The organism is Acinetobacter sp. TR3 (assembly GCF_027105055.1).
GTDB lineage: Bacteria > Pseudomonadota > Gammaproteobacteria > Pseudomonadales > Moraxellaceae > Acinetobacter.
The window spans coordinates 1,945,327-1,961,388 of the sequence record NZ_CP114264.1 but is presented as its reverse complement, the minus strand read 5'-3'; the positions used below and the strand labels follow the sequence as shown (position 1 = coordinate 1,961,388).

Below are 16,062 nucleotides of genomic sequence, written 5' to 3'. Positions count from 1 at the left end.
TCTTGGCAACATTCACCAGCCCGTAAACAAGTGCCATATTTTGAGGAAACTAAGCCCCGAAGTCAAGCCTTGTGATACTTTTAAGTACATTTAACAGGTGATAATCTTGCAAGAAAACGTTACATTAGGCTTAGTTATGAGTCGGAATAAATAAAAATGAGAATAGGTGACAAAAAGGCAATTGTTATTGGTGCTACCGGGCTAGTGGGTGAAGCGCTAGTGGCTGAATTAGAACAGTCAAATGATTTTAGTTCTGTGACTGTTGTAGTAAGGAAAAATTCAGATAAATTAAAATCTTATAGTAAAGTTACCCAACTTATTCTAGAAGATTTTTTGCTTTTGAATGATGAAGATGTCAGTGCTCATACACATGCATTTAGTTGCTTGGGTAGTACGATCAAACAAGCGGGATCGAAAGACGCATTTTATGCAATTGACTATGAAATTAACGCTCATTTTGCTGATTTAATCCAAGATAAAAATATTCATTTATTGGTGGTCAGTGCCTTAGGAGCGAATGCTAATTCACCAGTTTTCTATAATAAAGTTAAAGGTGAGTTGGAAAACTACTTAAAAAGCTTGTCGATGTATAAGCTCTCAATTTTTCAACCGTCACTCTTAATTGGTAAGCGTAGTGAAGTACGAGTTTTAGAAGGTGTGGCACAAACGCTATTTAAATTGGTTGAAAAAACTTGGACCAAGCCGTTTAAATATAAGCCTGTAACCGCAGAACAATTGGCGCATACTATGCTAAATGCAGCTCAAACTCAGACAGCAGCATTCAAACTGTACGATAATTTGATGATACAACAAACCCAATAATGGAGATTTTTCAGTGACTACGATTCCTTTTGTAACTTGCGACTTGTTAGATGATAATCCTGAGAAAGATTTACAGGTCGTAACACCATCTTTAGACGGTAAGTTTTTTAAGAGTTATGGTGCACGCAAGAGCTTTGGTGGGCAGGTTGTAACAGTTAAGTGTTTTGAAGATAACTCACGCGTAAAAGAGCTTTTAGCAACAGAGGGTGTAGGAAAAGTCTTGGTTGTTGATGGCGGTGCATCTATGCGCTGTGCTTTGATGGGCGATTTGATTGCTGAATCAGCTGTGAAGAATCATTGGAATGGTGTTGTGATTTACGGTTGTGTGCGTGATGTTGATGCAATTGCCGAACTTGATTTAGGTGTGCATGCATTGGCTGCAATTCCACAAAAAAGTAATCGTAAGGGCATAGGTGAAGTTGATATTACACTGTATTTTGGTGGTGTGACGATCAATTCTGGCGATTATATCTATGCCGATAATAATGGCATCGTAATCGCGAAAGAAAAACTAGTTGACTGCTAAAGGATAGCAATATGCTCAAAATGGCGAATCATCAATTCAAGGTTTTACAATCTGTTGTTGCAACTTTAATTGAAGGTGGAAGAGGTGTGATGGGAACACCACAACCGAATCAGCCTTCAAAACCATTAAAACTTTATGAGTTTGAAGGTTCACCCTTTTGTCGCCGTGTCCGTGAAGTTGTTACGTTATTAAATTTAGATGTGGAAATTTATCCATGTCCGAAAGGTGGTCAAAAATATCGCCAAATCGTTAAAGAAAAAGGTGGTAAAAGACAGTTTCCATTTTTGATTGATGAAAATACTGGTGATCAACTCTATGAGTCACAAGAGATCATTCATCATCTATTCAAACACTATGGTAAAACTGGGAAAACGCCGAAAAAATTTAGCCATTATCCAAAACTTCCTTATGTTTCAGCTTTAGCATCGGTTGCCAATGCAGCTCGTGGTGTATGGATTAACAAGAAAATTGTTAATCGAGCAGCACCAGCACAATTGATCGAATTGTGGAGTTTTGAGGCAAGCCCTTATACACGATTGGTTCGTGAAGTTCTGACTGAGCTGGAAATTCCATATATTTTGCATAATGTTGCCAAAGAGCGTTGGCAAGATATGGGGCCAGCAATCTTGCGTTTAAAACCTGGTCAATACATTCCATTACCGAATGGAAAGCGCGAAAAGGTTGTTGAGGTGATGGGACGAGATATTCAAGTACCATATTTGATTGATCCAAATACAGGCGTGAAGATGTTTGAGTCAGCGAAAATTGTCGATTACTTGAAAAAGCAGTATGGTTAATGAATTACAGAAAAGCATCTTTTAGAAGATGCTTTTTTTTATCAGCGCCGTAGCTTGTTGCTTCTCTGATGTATTTAGCTGTTTAATACAATCGAAATATAGTGATGTGATTTATAAATGTTAAGCCAACTGACTAACTTATTCAAAAGCACCAAAGAGACACCTGAGCAGTTATTTTTAAAAGAACATGCTTTATCATTTGATGTAGAGAAAGGTGCGATTCTGCATGGTGTGGTGCTGAATGAGTTGGGCTTTCGTTTGGAATATTTCTCAAACCGAAAATTAGATCGATTTGATGATCTAGAGAAGCTGTTTAGGATTGCACCGCAAATTAATGAAAAGATTGATTTGGAATTGCATTCACAACGTTTTGTTGAGCGCTTAGGAAATACAGAAGAAAACCTTAAAGAGTTAAAGCAGATCATTAAAGTTTTAAATGATTATTATGTGAAGTTTCAAAGACCAAGATAAGTATAAATATTTTTATGAGTTTTAATATCTAAATAAAAAAGCTGAATCATTTGATTCAGCTTTTTAGTATGCAAGCTAACGATTATTTTTCAATAATTGCTGTTACACCTTGACCGCCAGCAGCACAGATCGAAACTAAGATACGACCTGAACCTTTTTGGTTTAAGATTTTCGCAGCAGTCGCGATGATACGACCGCCAGTTGCAGCGAATGGGTGACCCGCAGCTAAAGAAGAACCTTTAACGTTTAATTTGCTACGATCAATTGAACCTAAAGGTGCATCTAAACCTAAACGCTCTTTACAGAATTTCTCATCTTCCCAAGCTTTCAAAGTAGAAAGTACTTGTGATGCAAACGCTTCGTGGATTTCGTAGTAGTCGAAATCTTGAAGTTTAAGGCCAGCACGCTCAAGCATACGTGGAACTGCATAAGCAGGAGCCATCAATAGGCCTTCTTTTTTACCAACGAAATCAACTGCAGCTGTTTCAGAGAAAGTTAAGTAAGCTAGAACTTCGTGACCATTTGCTTTAGCCCATTCTTCAGAAGCTAAAAGTACACATGAAGCACCATCAGTAAGTGGAGTAGAGTTACCCGCTGTCATTGTTGCAGCTTCGCCTTTACCAAATACTGGTTTTAATTTTGCTAATTTCTCAGCAGTTGAGTCAGCACGTAAGTTGTTGTCACGGCTTAAACCTAAGAACGGCGTGATTAAGTCATCGAAGAAACCTTCTTCGTATGCTTTCGCCATTTTTTGGTGAGAAGAAGCAGCTAAAGCGTCTTGATCTTCACGAGCAATACCCCATTCAAGGGCAGTAATTGCTTGGTGATCACCCATAGATAAACCAGTACGTGGTTCACCATTTTTAGGTGCATCCATAAGATCTTTAACGTTGATTTTAGATAAAGCTTTTAAACGATCTTTACCTGTTTTAGCGATGTTGAGCTCAAGCAAAGCTTTACGTAAACCATCACCGAAAGCGATCGGAGCGTCAGATGTAGTATCAACACCACCAGCGATACCTACTTCGATTTGGCCTAAAGCAATTTTGTTTGCAACTTGGAATGCAGCTTGTAAACCAGTACCGCAAGCTTGTTGAAGATCGCAAGCTGGAGTTTCAGGAGCAAGTTGAGTATTTAAAACACACTCACGTGTCATGTTAAAGTCACGGCTGTGTTTTAATACTGCACCAGCAACCACTTCACCTAAACGTTGACCTTGTAGGTTGAAACGCTCAACCAAACCGTTTAATGCAGCTGTAAACATGTCGATGTTAGAAGCTGTAAAATAAGCGCCGTTAGAACGTGCGAAAGGAATACGGTTACCGCCAATAATGGCAACACGGCGAACAGTGTTTTGGCTCATGATTTTATCCTGTTGAACAGAAGGTTTGGTTGTTTTAGCTGGTGCTACTTTTGTAGATGTAGAAGAAGCAGTGCTTTTTGTACTACGACTGTTAGAACGAGGACGAGTCGTTTTAGTTGTCGTACTTGCTGCTTTAGGAGTTGCGTCAGAACTTTTACTTGGAGTAGAAGTTGCTTTTGATGTATTTGACACAGTCTCTTGAGCAGAATTCTCGACTGCTGGATTTTCTTGAGTTGTTTTGCTCATAAGGCTTTTCCAAGCATAATTGCGATATTCTTGCTATAACCATAGCATATTTCCAATACTGCTGTATTGACTAGAATGACGCTTTAGACCACATTCAGGTCAAGACATCCAGACATGAAGTCAAGTATGATTTATTGTGAGTCAATCAAACATTGGTTTCATGTTATTTTGCTGACATGGTTTAGATGTTTGTAAAAAATTCATTTGTATGAGAGATAATAATCATGACCGATCAATACCAAGCATTTACACAATCACCTTTGGGTAAATTTGTTGTAAAAAATTTAGGTTTACCATCACCAGTTAGCTTAGATCGTTTTGAAAGTGCCCAACCTGTTGTAAATGGTGCCGTATTGCTTGGCGCAGCACCTTCAAGCACTATTTCTGCTTCTATTGCACAAGTTCTTAGCAATATCCATGCAGATAGTTATGTCGGCAATAATGTTGAATTACAACAAACGGCTGCAAAAGTAGGTTTAAATCTTCGTCCTTTAAATGCGGATGATAAAGAGTCTAAATTTAAAGCAGTGGTGTTTGATGCATCTGGTATCCAAGATTCAGAACAATTAAAAGCGTTGTATAACTTTTTTAATCCAATCGCTCGCCAAATTTCAAGTTCAGGTCGTGTGATTGTCATTGGTACAACACCTGAAACAGCAAAGACTGTAAAACAAGCAATTGCACAACGTGCGCTTGAAGGTTTTGTGAAGTCTGCTGGTAAAGAATTCAAAAAAGGTATTACTGCTCAAGTGGTTTATGTAGACCAAGGTGCAGAAGCAAACTTGGAATCAACGCTACGTTTCTTAATTTCACCACGTTCAGCTTATGTTTCTGGTCAAGTGATCCGTATTTCTAAAGCAGAAACAGTGAAATTAGATTGGGCTAAGCCACTTGCGGGTAAAACTGCACTCGTAACAGGTGCAAGCCGTGGTATTGGTGAAGCAATTGCACAAGTATTGGCACGTGACGGCGCACATGTGATTTGCTTAGATGTTCCTCAACAACAAGCTGATCTTGAGCGTGTTGCGGGTTCAATTGGTGGTTCAGTATTGGCAATCGATATTACTGCTGCTGACGCTGGCGAAAAAATCAAAACTGCTGCTGCTAAACAAGGCGGTTTGGATGTAATCGTACACAATGCTGGTATTACTCGTGACAAAACTTTGGCAAACATGAAGCCAGAGCTTTGGGATCTAGTCATCAACATTAACTTGTCTGCAATTGAACGTGTTAACGATTACTTACTTTCTAATGATGGTTTAAATGCAAATGGTCGTATCGTTTGTGTATCATCAATCAGTGGTATCGCGGGTAACTTGGGTCAAACCAACTATGCAGTGTCTAAAGCAGGCGTAATTGGTTTGGTTAAATTTACTGCACCAACATTGAAGAATGGTATTACGATCAACGCGGTTGCACCAGGCTTCATTGAAACTCAAATGACTGCCGCGATTCCATTTGCGATTCGTGAAGCAGGTCGCCGTATGAACTCAATGAACCAAGGTGGTTTACCTGTAGATGTTGCTGAAGCAATTGCTTGGTATGCTTCTACTGGTTCAACAGGTGTGACAGGCAACGTTGTTCGCGTATGCGGTCAAAGCTTGTTGGGCGCTTAAGCGTTAAAAGTTTTGAAGAGGGGTGCTTGTGCATCCCTTTTTTATAAAAATATAGAAAGGTTCATTATGAATACACGCCATTTTAGTCAATTACCAAAGCCTTACTTAGCTTATCCGAAAGTTATTCAAGGTTTAATTTTTAAAAAGCCAAAAGGCGAAAAAGTATTACCACAAGTTGAATATGTGGTAGATACACTTAACATTGATGCAAAACATTTAGAAAGCTATAACGAAATTTGTGGTTTTAAAAATGATGGTTTTGTTCCTGCAATTTATCTAGCTGTGTTGTCTCAAAGCTTGCAAATGCACATGATGACCAGCGAAGCATTTCCATTCGCAATTTTAGGTTTGGTACATATTCGTAACCAAATCAAACAAACACGTAAAATCGCTGTAAATGAGCAAATTACGTTGTCATGTAAATTTGGCGAACTTCAGCCACATGATAAAGGCTTACAATTCGATTTCATTACAACTGCCAAAGTGGGCGGTGAAGTGGTGATGGAAAGTTTAACGACTTATTTATCACGTCAAAAAACTGAGAAAAAAGCTTCTGAAAAATCGAAAGAATCTAAAGAGCCTGCATATCAGCCAAAAGCAGAATGGAATATTTCTGAGAATACTGGTCGCCGTTACGCTTTGATTTCAGGTGATTTTAACTTGATTCATATTCATGCTGTCACAGCTAAAGCCTTTGGTTTTAAACAAGCGATTGCACATGGCATGTGGAGTAAGGCGAAAGCGTTAGCAAGCATTGAGTTACCTGCGGCTTATGAAGCAGATGTTTGGTTTAAATTGCCAATGTATTTACCATCAACTGTTGAGTTTTTAACAGCTGCTGAATCAAAACAAACTGATTTCTTGATTCGTAACGTTAAATCTAAAAAGCCGCATGTTGCGGGAACAGTAAAAGCACTTTAATACTGAATAGTATTATTGAGTCAGCCCTTTTGTTCGCAAGAGGGTTATTCTAAAAAATATAAATATCATAAGGATGTGTGCATTGATTAAAGAGATTTTATTTGCCGATACGCATAATTATCATGGCAAGGTTGATGAGCGTTTTATTGACTTAGCAACCCAATTCAGCCGTTTGCAAGATGCACGAAGCCATCAGGGTGGTGCTGCGTTGGTGGTTTATTTCAAAGGTCAGAAAGTTGTCGATATTTTTACAGGTAAAAAATCTCAAGAACAAGATTGGCAATCTGATACTTTGGCAATGTGCTATTCCACAGGCAAAGGAATTTTAGCAACGCTTGCACATATTTTAGTGAGCGAAGGCTTACTGGATTATGATCAGCCTATTGCACATTATTGGCCTGAGTTTGCCCAAAATGGTAAAGCCAATATGACATTGCGTCATGTTTTATCGCATCAAAGTGGTTTATTCGATATCCGCAATACGATTGAGACAGCAACAGAAATGTTGGATTGGTCGCATATGTTAGAAGTAATGGCGGCTGCTACACCACGTTTTGCAGCAGGACAAAGCTTTGCTTATCAACCGTTGACTTATGGTTGGCTCGTGGGTGGGCTTATTGAAAAAGCAGCAAAACAGCCTTTAAGTTGGTTAATGCAGCGTTATCTGGTGCAACCACTTGAATTGGATGGTGCATATTTTGGGACACCAACTTCTGAATTGCAGCGAGTAGCACGGTTACTTGAAAAACCTAAAAAGCCATCTACACCTAAGCCACAAGTTAAAAAAACAGATCAACCACGTGCAGCCTCATTGTCAGAAAAATTCTTAGAACTTTCAGGACAAAGCCCTCAAGATTTCCAAGATGCCATGATTCCAAAAGGCATGCGTAATTTTAGCTTCTATAGTGATGCTGGTTTACAAGCTGTTATTCCAGCGGCAAATGGAGTCTTTACCGCAGATAGTTTGGCAAAAGTCTATGCGATGCTTGCAAATCAAGGGCAGTGGAATGGTCAACAATTGATTCGTCCTGAAGTGTTTAAGCAGTTAAGCACCGTACAATCTAAAGCACGTGATCGAGTGATGCCAATTCCAATGCATTGGCGTTTGGGTTATCACCGTATTTTGACGATGGGCAAACGTGCGCCACATGGTTTTGGACATGTTGGTTTTAATGGCTCAGGGGCATGGTGTGATCCAGATCGTGAACTGAGTTTTGCTTATACGCATAATTTTAATATTACCTCTGCAACGGGTGATTATCGTTTGTGGGGTTTAAGCCAAGAGACCTTGCGTTGTGCAGATGCTATTTTAAATGGAAAGAAAGGGTGGTTTTAATTTAAGATAAATCAGTGAAATATAATTAGGTACTTAGATGAGTAAATTTGTTGATGCTTGCATTCAGTTAAAAGTGTTATTGAATGCTAGTCAGGGCAAACCCATAGAATTTCCATCAGGAGTAGTTTATGAGTTTCATCTAATCAAATTATATACTCTTCAAGAAATCACCTCTTTTGAATTAAAATTTAATCTCATACTTCCTGATAGTTTTAAGTATTTTTTATCAGAGGTTGGGGCTTCTCAGCTTTATGTTGATAATTTTGGTTTGGGTTTTGATTTTATACCTTTGGATGAAATATATAATTTTTCCTCTGACGTTTTTTTAGAGATGGAAAATCCATTTCCTCAATTATTTTTGTTCGCTTCAAATACTGGTAGAGGGGATGTTATAGGTTTTGATTTAAGAGAAGCAATATCGGATAAAATGTCTATATTTTCCCATGAAGATGATCCTGAAACTTGGTTGGATGATACAGAACATTGGTCTACTTTTGAAAATTGGCTAATTCAGCTAGTATCTTCTGAAGCTGAGATTGACTTAATTTACCCTATATCAAACGGTGGAATATGATAAATCACCGACTCATATTTTCTTTCCGTCTTGTATCCAGCAATAGTTCCACCTAAAAACTCTGCTAGTTTTCGACTAGGTTGATTTTCGACTGCAACTGGATATAAAAAATATTGAACTGGATGGCTAGAAGCCCAACGAAATACTTCATAAATTGCTTCTTTGGCAAAACCTTGATTGTGGCAATCTTCACGAATCCATAAGCCAAATTCTGGTGTCGAAGTGTGTAAATGATGAACACCAATCAAGCCCATAAAAAGATGGGTTTCTTTATCACGTAAAACAAAATGACGGTCGGTATACTTTGTTTCAGCAATGAGCCATTTTTGACCGATTTGCTCCAACTCTTTAAAGCTTTGTGCAGGTTCCCAAATCATATAACGGGTTAAAGTTGTTGTTACGTAAGGATAGATGTCGGCAAGATCATCCATTTGAAATAGAAACAAATCGAGTCTTGGACTTTGTAAAAATGGTATAGTCAAATCATTATAAAACTAATACAACTCAGTCGATGAGTTATTTCGAGTTTTTTTCGAATCATGTATGGATAATAAAGTGGTTTGACTATACTTTCATTTTTATTTCACTTATTTAGGTTTTGTTTTCGAATAGTTCTGCTTGAATAATCGCGTCAGTATGTCTTTTAAAATCTACCTCATTTAAACCCGTCAAACCTAACTTATAAATACCCTCTAGACCACAGACGAAAGCAATCAGTCGCCATGCGATATCGTGGCTATTGGTGTCAAAGTGAAACTCTCCTTGGGCTTGACCTTCATCAATCATGCGTACAATCGAAAGATGCCAATCTTGCATTGCAATATTATAGGCAAATTTAATTTCTTGATCCTGATCAATTAAAACTTCAGCTTCATTCCACAGTCGTAAGTAGGGTTGAATTTGTTCAATATTTTCACATCCAAGTAGAAGTGAAAGACGTTGTAAATAATTTGTTGTATTCACTTGGCTTTCAATCTCATCAAGTTGCTGCATAAGCTTAATAAATGCTTCTGCTTTTAAATGCGAGTTAGAAGCAAAATGATGATGGACTTGTCCTGTGGAGGTTTGAGCTTCAGTTGCAATACGGCGAACGGTCATTGCAGAGAAACCTTCGTTCAAGGCAACCTGCATGGCTGCTTGTAGAATCATTTCACGACGTTGTTCTTTATTTAAATAAGCCATACTTTCAGCGCCTTAGGCGATAGTCACAAACACGAACAAAATAACGTATATTTTGAAATTGGACAAGTGTCCAATTTTGACTATAATAACGCCAATTTGAACGCGTGTCCAATTTAGAGAAATTTATGTCTAGCAAGTGGTTAATTCTTGCAATCGTTGTATTGATCTACCTCCCTGTATCAATTGATGCAACTGTCCTCCATGTCGCAACACCGACGTTGAGTGAGTCACTTTCATTATCGGCAAATGAGTTGCTGTGGATTATTGATATTTATTCTTTGGTCATGGCAGGTCTTATTTTGCCGATGGGGGCATTGGGAGATCGTATTGGCTTTAAAAAGCTCATGGTGATTGGTGGGATTTTATTTGGTCTAGCATCATTGGCCGCTGCCTTTTCTTTTACCGCATATGCACTGATTGGTTCTCGTGCTTTATTGGCTGTTGGTGCAGCCATGATTTTGCCTGCCACTTTATCTGCGGTTCGTAATACTTTTCTTGATGAAAAACAACGTAATTTTGCTCTAGGCATTTGGGCGACAGTCGGCGGTGGTGGTGCAGCCTTTGGCCCATTACTGGGTGGTTTTCTATTGGAGCATTTTCATTGGGGTTCAGTCTTCTTGATTAATGTTCCGATTATGCTTGCTGTCATTATTTTTACTATATTTGTCATTCCGAAACAGACGGGGCAACCCAAACAACATCTCAATTTATTACAAGCTATTGTTTTAGTGATTGCCATCCTAAGTATGATCTATGCGATCAAGACTGTGATGCACGGCTTTAGCATCTGGTCAGTTTTGATCTTTGCAGTGGGTTTTAGTTTGTTGATTGGCTTTATTCGTACACAGCTCACATCAACCTCTCCAATGATTGATATTCAATTATTCAAACATCCTGTGATTGCGACAGGTGTCGTGATGGCGATTGTATCAATGATGGCTTTGGTTGGCTTTGAGTTGCTGATTTCTCAGGAACTGCAATTTGTTTATCAGCTTTCACCATTGGCAGCAGGGGCATTTATTCTACCCTTTATGATTGCGATCAGTTTAGGAGGCCCAGTCGCTAGTATGCTGGTCAACCGTTTCGGTCTGCGCTCAGTTGCATCGCTTGGTATGTTGATGAGTGCTTTAAGTTTATGGGGCTTGGCAAATACCGACTTTATACAGGCGAAGATACAGGTCTGGAGTTGGATGGTGGTATTGGGTCTGAATGTTGAAATTGCATTATTGGCTTCAACTTCTGCAATTATGTCCTCAGTTCCACCAAGTAAAGCCACAGCAGCAGGGGCAATTGAAGGGATGGCTTATGAACTGGGGGCGGGTCTGGGAATTGCCTTTTTCGGTTTGATGTTGTCATGGTTTTATGCAAACTCGATTGTGGTGCCAACCGATGTGCCACATAACATCATTGAACAGGTAAGCAGTTCGATTGGTGAGGCGGTTCAAGCTGCCAAGCAATTACAGCCAGTGATTGCTGAGCATGTGATTGAAGCTGCAAAACAGGCTTTTAGCCAATCGCATCGTTCAGTGCTGAACGTGGCTGCGCTCTTGTTCTTGATCTTGTCGATTTTTATTTGGTTTGCATTGCCGAAAAGAGTTTCTTCAGTTGAAGAATAGTTGGTTTACCCTTATCCAAATTGGGTTTGGGTAAGGGTGTGGCTAAAATAAGCGGTTAGCATTAAAATTTGATAGCGTTAAAGCAAAATCGCATATTAATAATTTGTTATGCTGTAATAAAGGTTCATAAATGTAGTTTTCAGTGCTAATAATGAAATGCTATACTAATTTTTCATATATTTTGCAATAACTTATAAAATGAAAAAGGTTTCGCTATTTCTTGCATTAATCGTTTTGATGGGATCAACCTCAACACAGGCTTATGAAGCAGAGCCAACAAAAAAAGATATGAAGGAATTTTATGCTTTATTAAAAATTATTTATAGCGATATGCCTGCATTAATGAATGGATTTGAAGTTTTAATAGATAATGATTTTGATTTGAATAAAATAAAAGATAAAAAAACTGTTTGTGATGCGGTACAGGCAGCGGAAAGGATTACTTATATAGCTAATCAATCTAAAGTTCATCCATATTTTCAGAAATCAATCGAACAATTAAAAGAAACAATGCCTGAAGAGAATGCAAAGGTTATTAAACAAGGCCTTCAGGATAGTGGCTATACGTGTTTATAGTGAAAAAAGGGATCAGAGCTGTATCTAACTTAATTGATCTGAAAAAACACCTTGTCTCAATAAGCTTAGATAAGGTTTTCTAAGGAACCTTAAGCTCAAAAGCACGTAAGATCTTGCATAACTGAATCATGGGTAGACCCATCAACGTAGTTTGATCATCACCAACCATTTTTTCAAATAAGCTAATCCCCAAGCTTTCACATTTAAAACTACCCGCACAATGCAAGGGCTGATCAATTTCGATATAACGCTCAATCTCAGCGAGAGTAAGTTGGCGAAATTTCACTTGGTAATGCTCAACCAGTGTTGTTTCAAACCCTGATTGCAAGTGCTGAACACTGAGAGCGGTGCTAAAAAATACGATTTTCCCTGAGTTTTCTTGTAATTGTTGAATGGCATTTTCAACACTTAGAGGCTTACCAATAAAATCATATGGTGCGTGTTCACGCCAAGCGACTTGATCAGAACCAATCACAATCGCATTTGGATGTTGTTGTGCAATAACTTGCGCTTTCTGAAAAGCGAGACGTTTAGCTAAATCATCTGCATGCAATTCACCCATTGCAGATTCATCAATATCGGGTGAAATGCAATGATAATCGAGCCTTAAACGATCCATCAAGTCTTTACGGGTTTGGCTGCTCGATGCCAAAATCAATTCAAACTGATTCATTAGACCGCATATTCCACGAGAATATTCAGTGGTACATAATGTAAAACAGCATTATGACAAGCATTCAATTTAATTGGTGGGGCATGACCTGCTTCGTATGCTTCAACCCAACGTGTAACGCAAATACACCAAAAATCACCTGGTTTTAATCCTGGGAAACCCACTTCTGGTAAAGGCGTAATTAAATCATTCCCAACTTTTTGTGAGAAATTTAAGAAATCTGAAGTCATTTGCGCGCACATGGTGTGCTGACCTAAGTCCGTGACCGCCGTATGGCAAAAACCATTACGAAAATAGCCCGTGATTGGGTCAAAGCAACAACTAGATAAAGGTTCGCCAAGAACATTTAAACGATTAATTTTTGGATCAGGATGAATAGACATAAGAATACAAAGATTTAATAACGATGATTATGATAATCAAAAGTGAAATTTTAGACAGCTTTTCTGCAAAAAACTCACCTTTATTTCAGAGAATCATTTAAAATTGTGCCGTTTTTAAAATCAACTAGAGAGCCATCCATGAATTTTCAGCGCATGACTGACCTTGATTTAGCAGGTAAACGTGTTCTTATTCGTGAAGACTTAAACGTTCCTGTAAAAAATGGGGAAATTACCAGCGATGCACGTTTACGTGCTGCATTACCAACAATCAAAGCTGCGTTAGATAAAGGCGCTGCGGTAATGGTATTTTCTCATCTTGGTCGTCCTGTAGAGGGTGAGCCAAAGCCAGAGCAATCACTTGCACCAGTTGCAGCTTATTTAAGCACTGCTTTGGGTCAGGATGTTAAATTATTTACTGATTATTTAGATGGCGTTGAGGTTGAAGCGGGTCAAGTGGTATTACTTGAAAATGTACGTTTCAATCATGGTGAAAAGAAAAACAAAGAAGAGCTTGCGCAAAAATATGCAGCACTTTGTGATGTATTTGTTATGGATGCATTTGGTACTGCTCATCGTGCAGAAGCGTCAACAGAAGGCGTAGCACGTTTTGCAAAAGTTGCTGCTGCTGGTCCGTTATTAGCCGCTGAATTAGATGCGCTAGGTCGAGCAATGCAAACACCTGAAAAACCAATGGTAGCAATTGTTGCAGGTTCTAAAGTATCAACAAAACTCGATGTATTAAATTCACTCTCTACTATTTGTGATCAATTGATTGTGGGTGGTGGTATTGCTAATACATTCCTTGCTGCTGCTGGTTTCAATGTTGGTAAATCTCTCTACGAAGCTGATTTAATTGACACTGCAAAACAAATTGCTGCAAAAGTAAGTGTTCCATTACCAACTGATGTCGTTGTTGCTGATGCAACTCAAATCGACTTCAGTGACTTCTTAGGTTCTTTGGCAAATGCACAAGCTGTTGTGAAAAAAGTTGCAGATGTGACTGACACCGACATGATTTTAGATGTTGGTCCAGAAACAGCACAAGCTTTTGCAGAAATCTTAAAAACATCAAAAACGATTCTTTGGAATGGTCCAGTAGGCGTATTTGAAGTTGATCAATTTGGTGAAGGGACGAAAGCACTTTCATTGGCAATTGCTGAGTCAGCTGGTTTCTCAATTGCAGGAGGTGGTGATACTCTCGCAGCAATTGATAAATATGAAGTTGCAGATCAAATCGGTTATATTTCAACGGGTGGTGGTGCATTCTTAGAATTTGTAGAAGGCAAAACATTACCTGCGGTCGCTGTACTGCTTGAGCGTGCTTAATAAAGATTTACCCTTTGATATATAACGAAAGATAAAAAAGGAGTCGATGCAAATCGGCTCTTTTATTTTGTCATCAAATTGTCATATATTTGCAATATGATTGTCATCAACTTAACCAAGTAACTGTGGAAAGCCGTGATGAAAATGAAATTAACCCTTGCCGCTTTAATTATTGCTCCAATCATGTTAACTGCATGTGGAAAGAAAGAAGAAGCAAAAAATGTTGAACAGCAAGAACAAGTAGCTTCAGAAGTATCAGCACCGACTACTCCAGAGCAACAAGCTGCCATTGATGCCATTGATAAGCCAGAATTACAAGATAAGAAAAATGCTGAAGCAGTAAACTCAGCTTCGGAAGAGGCGGCGAGCGAAGCTCAGTAAGCTCCTCCACAATGAGAAAAGCCGATGTGATCACATCGGCTTTTTTTATTTAAGCATTAGGTTTGCAGTAGAAGGTCAATGTCGTTTGGTAATCATCATCTTTGGCTAGAGAAGCATTTTTCCCAGTAAGTGTGCCGATTACACCCGCAGCAGCTTCAACCAATTTGCCTGTTTGTTCATCGACTACACCTTTTAAAACGCCTTGATATGCAGTTTTCTCATCAACCACGACTGGTGATGTATTTCGGGTACAAGTTTTTTGAGCGGCACTAATGGCATTATTCTTAGCGATCAAATTGGTTTTACCAATTCCCGTCACTTCATATTGATTATTTTCTTTTTGGATCGCTAAGGTGTTGGTTGGAGTTGATGCACATGCGGTGAGCCCAAGTACCAATCCGCCTAATAAACTCATGATTAACGTTTTTTTCATTGCTTGTTCTCAAGTAGTTATCTAATTGGATTATTTGAACATATTATTTTAAATTGCTTTTGCAGGTTATGTACAGTTTGTAGTAGCGCTCTGTTAAATTTCTCAAATTGATGATTAAGCAAGGATTAAACGTGGTGGAAATTGGCTAGATTATGCTAATCTAAACAAATCCTTGTGTTAGTTAGATTCATGTCAATGACGGACTCAAATATAGAGACAATTCATCAAAATATTCATCAACGTCAATCTGTAGGTCAGCTTGTTGAACCAGCGCCAAATTTACAACAACTCGAAAAAGCAGTACAAGCTGCGTTGACTGCACCTGATCATCATCGTTTAAAACCAACACGTTTTGTGGTTGTAACACCTGAGCAACGAGCGGCTTTTGGTGAGTTTTTAGCAAATGCTTTAGCTGATATGGGCGAAAATGATCCTGCACAATTAGAAAGAGTGAAGCACCATCCATTTCGCGCGCCTTTACTTGTTTTAGCCTTAACCACGATCCAAGATCACCCAAAGGTTCCGCACTTCGAACAAATTTTAAGTACGGGTGCTGCTGTTCAAAACTTCTTACTCTCATTACAAGCACAAGGTTTTGCGAGTATGTGGCGTTCTGGTGCAGTTGTAGAATCCAATTGGCTTAAGCAACAATTTGGCTTAAAAGAGCAAGATTTGATTTCTGGTATTATTTATATTGGAACAGCCGCTAAAACGATTGCACCTCGTGCAGAAATAGAGAGTCAAGATTTTTTAAAAGTATGGCAACAAGTTTAATCCTATTGATGAATGATTAAAGAAAGAAATTGGTTTCAGGAAAAAA

At 38.6% G+C, this 16,062-nt stretch carries 19 protein-coding genes; 13 read left to right on the top strand and 6 right to left on the bottom strand.

Going from position 1 to position 16,062, the window contains the following annotated elements; all coding sequences use genetic code 11:
• The first annotated feature begins 156 nt into the window (after positions 1 to 156).
• The 4 genes from O1449_RS09240 (at position 157) to O1449_RS09225 (ending at position 2,616) form a co-directional block, all read left to right on the top strand.
• Positions 157 to 822 (top strand): NAD(P)H-binding protein, encoded by a 666-nt coding sequence (locus O1449_RS09240; protein WP_269238135.1) that lies wholly within the window; start codon positions 157 to 159, stop codon positions 820 to 822.
• A gap of 13 nt (positions 823 to 835) precedes the next feature.
• Positions 836 to 1,348 (top strand): ribonuclease E activity regulator RraA, encoded by a 513-nt coding sequence (rraA, locus tag O1449_RS09235; protein WP_269238134.1) that lies wholly within the window; start codon positions 836 to 838, stop codon positions 1,346 to 1,348.
• Between the two features lie 11 nt (positions 1,349 to 1,359).
• Complete coding sequence (locus O1449_RS09230; RefSeq protein WP_269238133.1) at positions 1,360 to 2,145, top strand: glutathione S-transferase N-terminal domain-containing protein; 786 nt, start codon at positions 1,360 to 1,362, stop codon at positions 2,143 to 2,145.
• A 117-nt stretch (positions 2,146 to 2,262) separates the two neighbouring features.
• Positions 2,263 to 2,616, top strand: a complete 354-nt coding sequence (locus tag O1449_RS09225) for a hypothetical protein (RefSeq protein WP_269238132.1) — start codon at positions 2,263 to 2,265, stop codon at positions 2,614 to 2,616.
• 82 nt (positions 2,617 to 2,698) lie between these two features.
• Here O1449_RS09225 and O1449_RS09220 read toward each other — a convergent pair whose 3' ends face one another.
• Positions 2,699 to 4,225, bottom strand: a complete 1,527-nt coding sequence (locus O1449_RS09220) for an acetyl-CoA C-acetyltransferase (RefSeq protein ID WP_269238131.1) — start codon at positions 4,223 to 4,225, stop codon at positions 2,699 to 2,701.
• 224 nt (positions 4,226 to 4,449) lie between these two features.
• Here O1449_RS09220 and O1449_RS09215 point away from each other — a divergent pair, with 224 nt between their 5' ends.
• The 4 genes from O1449_RS09215 to O1449_RS09200 all read left to right on the top strand — a co-directional run bounded on the left by O1449_RS09215 (position 4,450) and on the right by O1449_RS09200 (position 8,672).
• Entirely contained in the window at positions 4,450 to 5,841 is a 1,392-nt protein-coding gene (locus O1449_RS09215) for a 3-oxoacyl-ACP reductase (protein ID WP_269230091.1), read from the top strand.
• A 66-nt stretch (positions 5,842 to 5,907) separates the two neighbouring features.
• Complete coding sequence (locus tag O1449_RS09210) at positions 5,908 to 6,762, top strand: MaoC family dehydratase (protein WP_004661494.1); 855 nt, start codon at positions 5,908 to 5,910, stop codon at positions 6,760 to 6,762.
• A gap of 82 nt (positions 6,763 to 6,844) precedes the next feature.
• Entirely contained in the window at positions 6,845 to 8,098 is a 1,254-nt protein-coding gene (locus O1449_RS09205; protein ID WP_269238130.1) for a serine hydrolase domain-containing protein, read from the top strand.
• A gap of 37 nt (positions 8,099 to 8,135) precedes the next feature.
• Positions 8,136 to 8,672 (top strand): SMI1/KNR4 family protein, encoded by a 537-nt coding sequence (locus O1449_RS09200; RefSeq protein ID WP_269238129.1) that lies wholly within the window; start codon positions 8,136 to 8,138, stop codon positions 8,670 to 8,672.
• Here the strand turns inward: O1449_RS09200 and O1449_RS09195 are convergent.
• Positions 8,645 to 9,103 (bottom strand): GNAT family N-acetyltransferase, encoded by a 459-nt coding sequence (locus tag O1449_RS09195; protein WP_442865246.1) that lies wholly within the window; start codon positions 9,101 to 9,103, stop codon positions 8,645 to 8,647. The genes O1449_RS09200 and O1449_RS09195 overlap by 28 nt on opposite strands.
• A 160-nt stretch (positions 9,104 to 9,263) precedes the next feature.
• Positions 9,264 to 9,854 carry a TetR family transcriptional regulator gene (locus tag O1449_RS09190; protein ID WP_269238127.1) on the bottom strand — a complete coding sequence of 197 codons (591 nt, stop codon included), beginning with the start codon at positions 9,852 to 9,854 and terminating at the stop codon, positions 9,264 to 9,266.
• Positions 9,855 to 9,979: 125 nt separating this feature from the next.
• On the opposite strand from O1449_RS09190, the gene O1449_RS09185 reads away from it, so the two are divergent.
• Positions 9,980 to 11,470 (top strand): MFS transporter, encoded by a 1,491-nt coding sequence (locus O1449_RS09185; protein ID WP_269238126.1) that lies wholly within the window; start codon positions 9,980 to 9,982, stop codon positions 11,468 to 11,470.
• A gap of 198 nt (positions 11,471 to 11,668) precedes the next feature.
• On the top strand, positions 11,669 to 12,046 hold the full coding sequence (locus tag O1449_RS09180) for a hypothetical protein (RefSeq protein WP_269238125.1): 378 nt from the start codon (positions 11,669 to 11,671) through the stop codon (positions 12,044 to 12,046).
• Between the two features lie 79 nt (positions 12,047 to 12,125).
• Here O1449_RS09180 and O1449_RS09175 read toward each other — a convergent pair whose 3' ends face one another.
• The gene (locus tag O1449_RS09175; RefSeq protein WP_269238124.1) at positions 12,126 to 12,719 is read right to left on the bottom strand and encodes a Maf family protein; all 594 of its coding nucleotides are present in this window, start codon (positions 12,717 to 12,719) and stop codon (positions 12,126 to 12,128) included.
• Positions 12,719 to 13,102, bottom strand: coding sequence for a DUF2237 family protein (locus O1449_RS09170; protein ID WP_004680899.1), 384 nt, complete (start codon positions 13,100 to 13,102; stop codon positions 12,719 to 12,721). The genes O1449_RS09175 and O1449_RS09170 overlap by 1 nt, the downstream gene beginning before the upstream one ends.
• 138 nt (positions 13,103 to 13,240) lie before the next feature.
• On the opposite strand from O1449_RS09170, the gene O1449_RS09165 reads away from it, so the two are divergent.
• Together O1449_RS09165 and O1449_RS09160 are read left to right on the top strand one after the other, a co-directional pair.
• Entirely contained in the window at positions 13,241 to 14,428 is a 1,188-nt protein-coding gene (locus O1449_RS09165) for a phosphoglycerate kinase (RefSeq protein WP_269238123.1), read from the top strand.
• 138 nt (positions 14,429 to 14,566) lie between these two features.
• Entirely contained in the window at positions 14,567 to 14,809 is a 243-nt protein-coding gene (locus O1449_RS09160) for a hypothetical protein (RefSeq protein ID WP_269238122.1), read from the top strand.
• A 49-nt stretch (positions 14,810 to 14,858) separates the two neighbouring features.
• On the opposite strand, the gene O1449_RS09155 is transcribed toward O1449_RS09160, so the two are convergent.
• Positions 14,859 to 15,242, bottom strand: a complete 384-nt coding sequence (locus tag O1449_RS09155) for a hypothetical protein (RefSeq protein WP_269230147.1) — start codon at positions 15,240 to 15,242, stop codon at positions 14,859 to 14,861.
• A 195-nt stretch (positions 15,243 to 15,437) separates the two neighbouring features.
• Here O1449_RS09155 and O1449_RS09150 point away from each other — a divergent pair, with 195 nt between their 5' ends.
• Complete coding sequence (locus tag O1449_RS09150; protein WP_269238120.1) at positions 15,438 to 16,016, top strand: nitroreductase family protein; 579 nt, start codon at positions 15,438 to 15,440, stop codon at positions 16,014 to 16,016.
• The last annotated feature ends 46 nt before the right edge of the window (positions 16,017 to 16,062 follow it).

What these genes read in the sequence shown, in the direction of transcription:
- O1449_RS09240 (WP_269238135.1), top strand. Translation starts at nt 157, where the DNA reads ATGAGAATAGGTGACAAAAAGGCAATTGTTATTGGTGCTACCGGGCTA.
- O1449_RS09230 (WP_269238133.1), top strand. Translation starts at nt 1,360, where the DNA reads ATGCTCAAAATGGCGAATCATCAATTCAAGGTTTTACAATCTGTTGTT.
- O1449_RS09225 (WP_269238132.1), top strand. Translation starts at nt 2,263, where the DNA reads ATGTTAAGCCAACTGACTAACTTATTCAAAAGCACCAAAGAGACACCT.
- O1449_RS09220 (WP_269238131.1), bottom strand. Translation starts at nt 4,225, where the DNA reads ATGAGCAAAACAACTCAAGAAAATCCAGCAGTCGAGAATTCTGCTCAA.
- O1449_RS09215 (WP_269230091.1), top strand. Translation starts at nt 4,450, where the DNA reads ATGACCGATCAATACCAAGCATTTACACAATCACCTTTGGGTAAATTT.
- O1449_RS09210 (WP_004661494.1), top strand. Translation starts at nt 5,908, where the DNA reads ATGAATACACGCCATTTTAGTCAATTACCAAAGCCTTACTTAGCTTAT.
- O1449_RS09200 (WP_269238129.1), top strand. Translation starts at nt 8,136, where the DNA reads ATGAGTAAATTTGTTGATGCTTGCATTCAGTTAAAAGTGTTATTGAAT.
- O1449_RS09195 (WP_442865246.1), bottom strand. Translation starts at nt 9,103, where the DNA reads ATGGATGATCTTGCCGACATCTATCCTTACGTAACAACAACTTTAACC.
- O1449_RS09190 (WP_269238127.1), bottom strand. Translation starts at nt 9,854, where the DNA reads ATGGCTTATTTAAATAAAGAACAACGTCGTGAAATGATTCTACAAGCA.
- O1449_RS09185 (WP_269238126.1), top strand. Translation starts at nt 9,980, where the DNA reads ATGTCTAGCAAGTGGTTAATTCTTGCAATCGTTGTATTGATCTACCTC.
- O1449_RS09180 (WP_269238125.1), top strand. Translation starts at nt 11,669, where the DNA reads ATGAAAAAGGTTTCGCTATTTCTTGCATTAATCGTTTTGATGGGATCA.
- O1449_RS09175 (WP_269238124.1), bottom strand. Translation starts at nt 12,719, where the DNA reads ATGAATCAGTTTGAATTGATTTTGGCATCGAGCAGCCAAACCCGTAAA.
- O1449_RS09170 (WP_004680899.1), bottom strand. Translation starts at nt 13,102, where the DNA reads ATGTCTATTCATCCTGATCCAAAAATTAATCGTTTAAATGTTCTTGGC.
- O1449_RS09165 (WP_269238123.1), top strand. Translation starts at nt 13,241, where the DNA reads ATGAATTTTCAGCGCATGACTGACCTTGATTTAGCAGGTAAACGTGTT.
- O1449_RS09160 (WP_269238122.1), top strand. Translation starts at nt 14,567, where the DNA reads ATGAAAATGAAATTAACCCTTGCCGCTTTAATTATTGCTCCAATCATG.
- O1449_RS09155 (WP_269230147.1), bottom strand. Translation starts at nt 15,242, where the DNA reads ATGAAAAAAACGTTAATCATGAGTTTATTAGGCGGATTGGTACTTGGG.
- O1449_RS09150 (WP_269238120.1), top strand. Translation starts at nt 15,438, where the DNA reads ATGACGGACTCAAATATAGAGACAATTCATCAAAATATTCATCAACGT.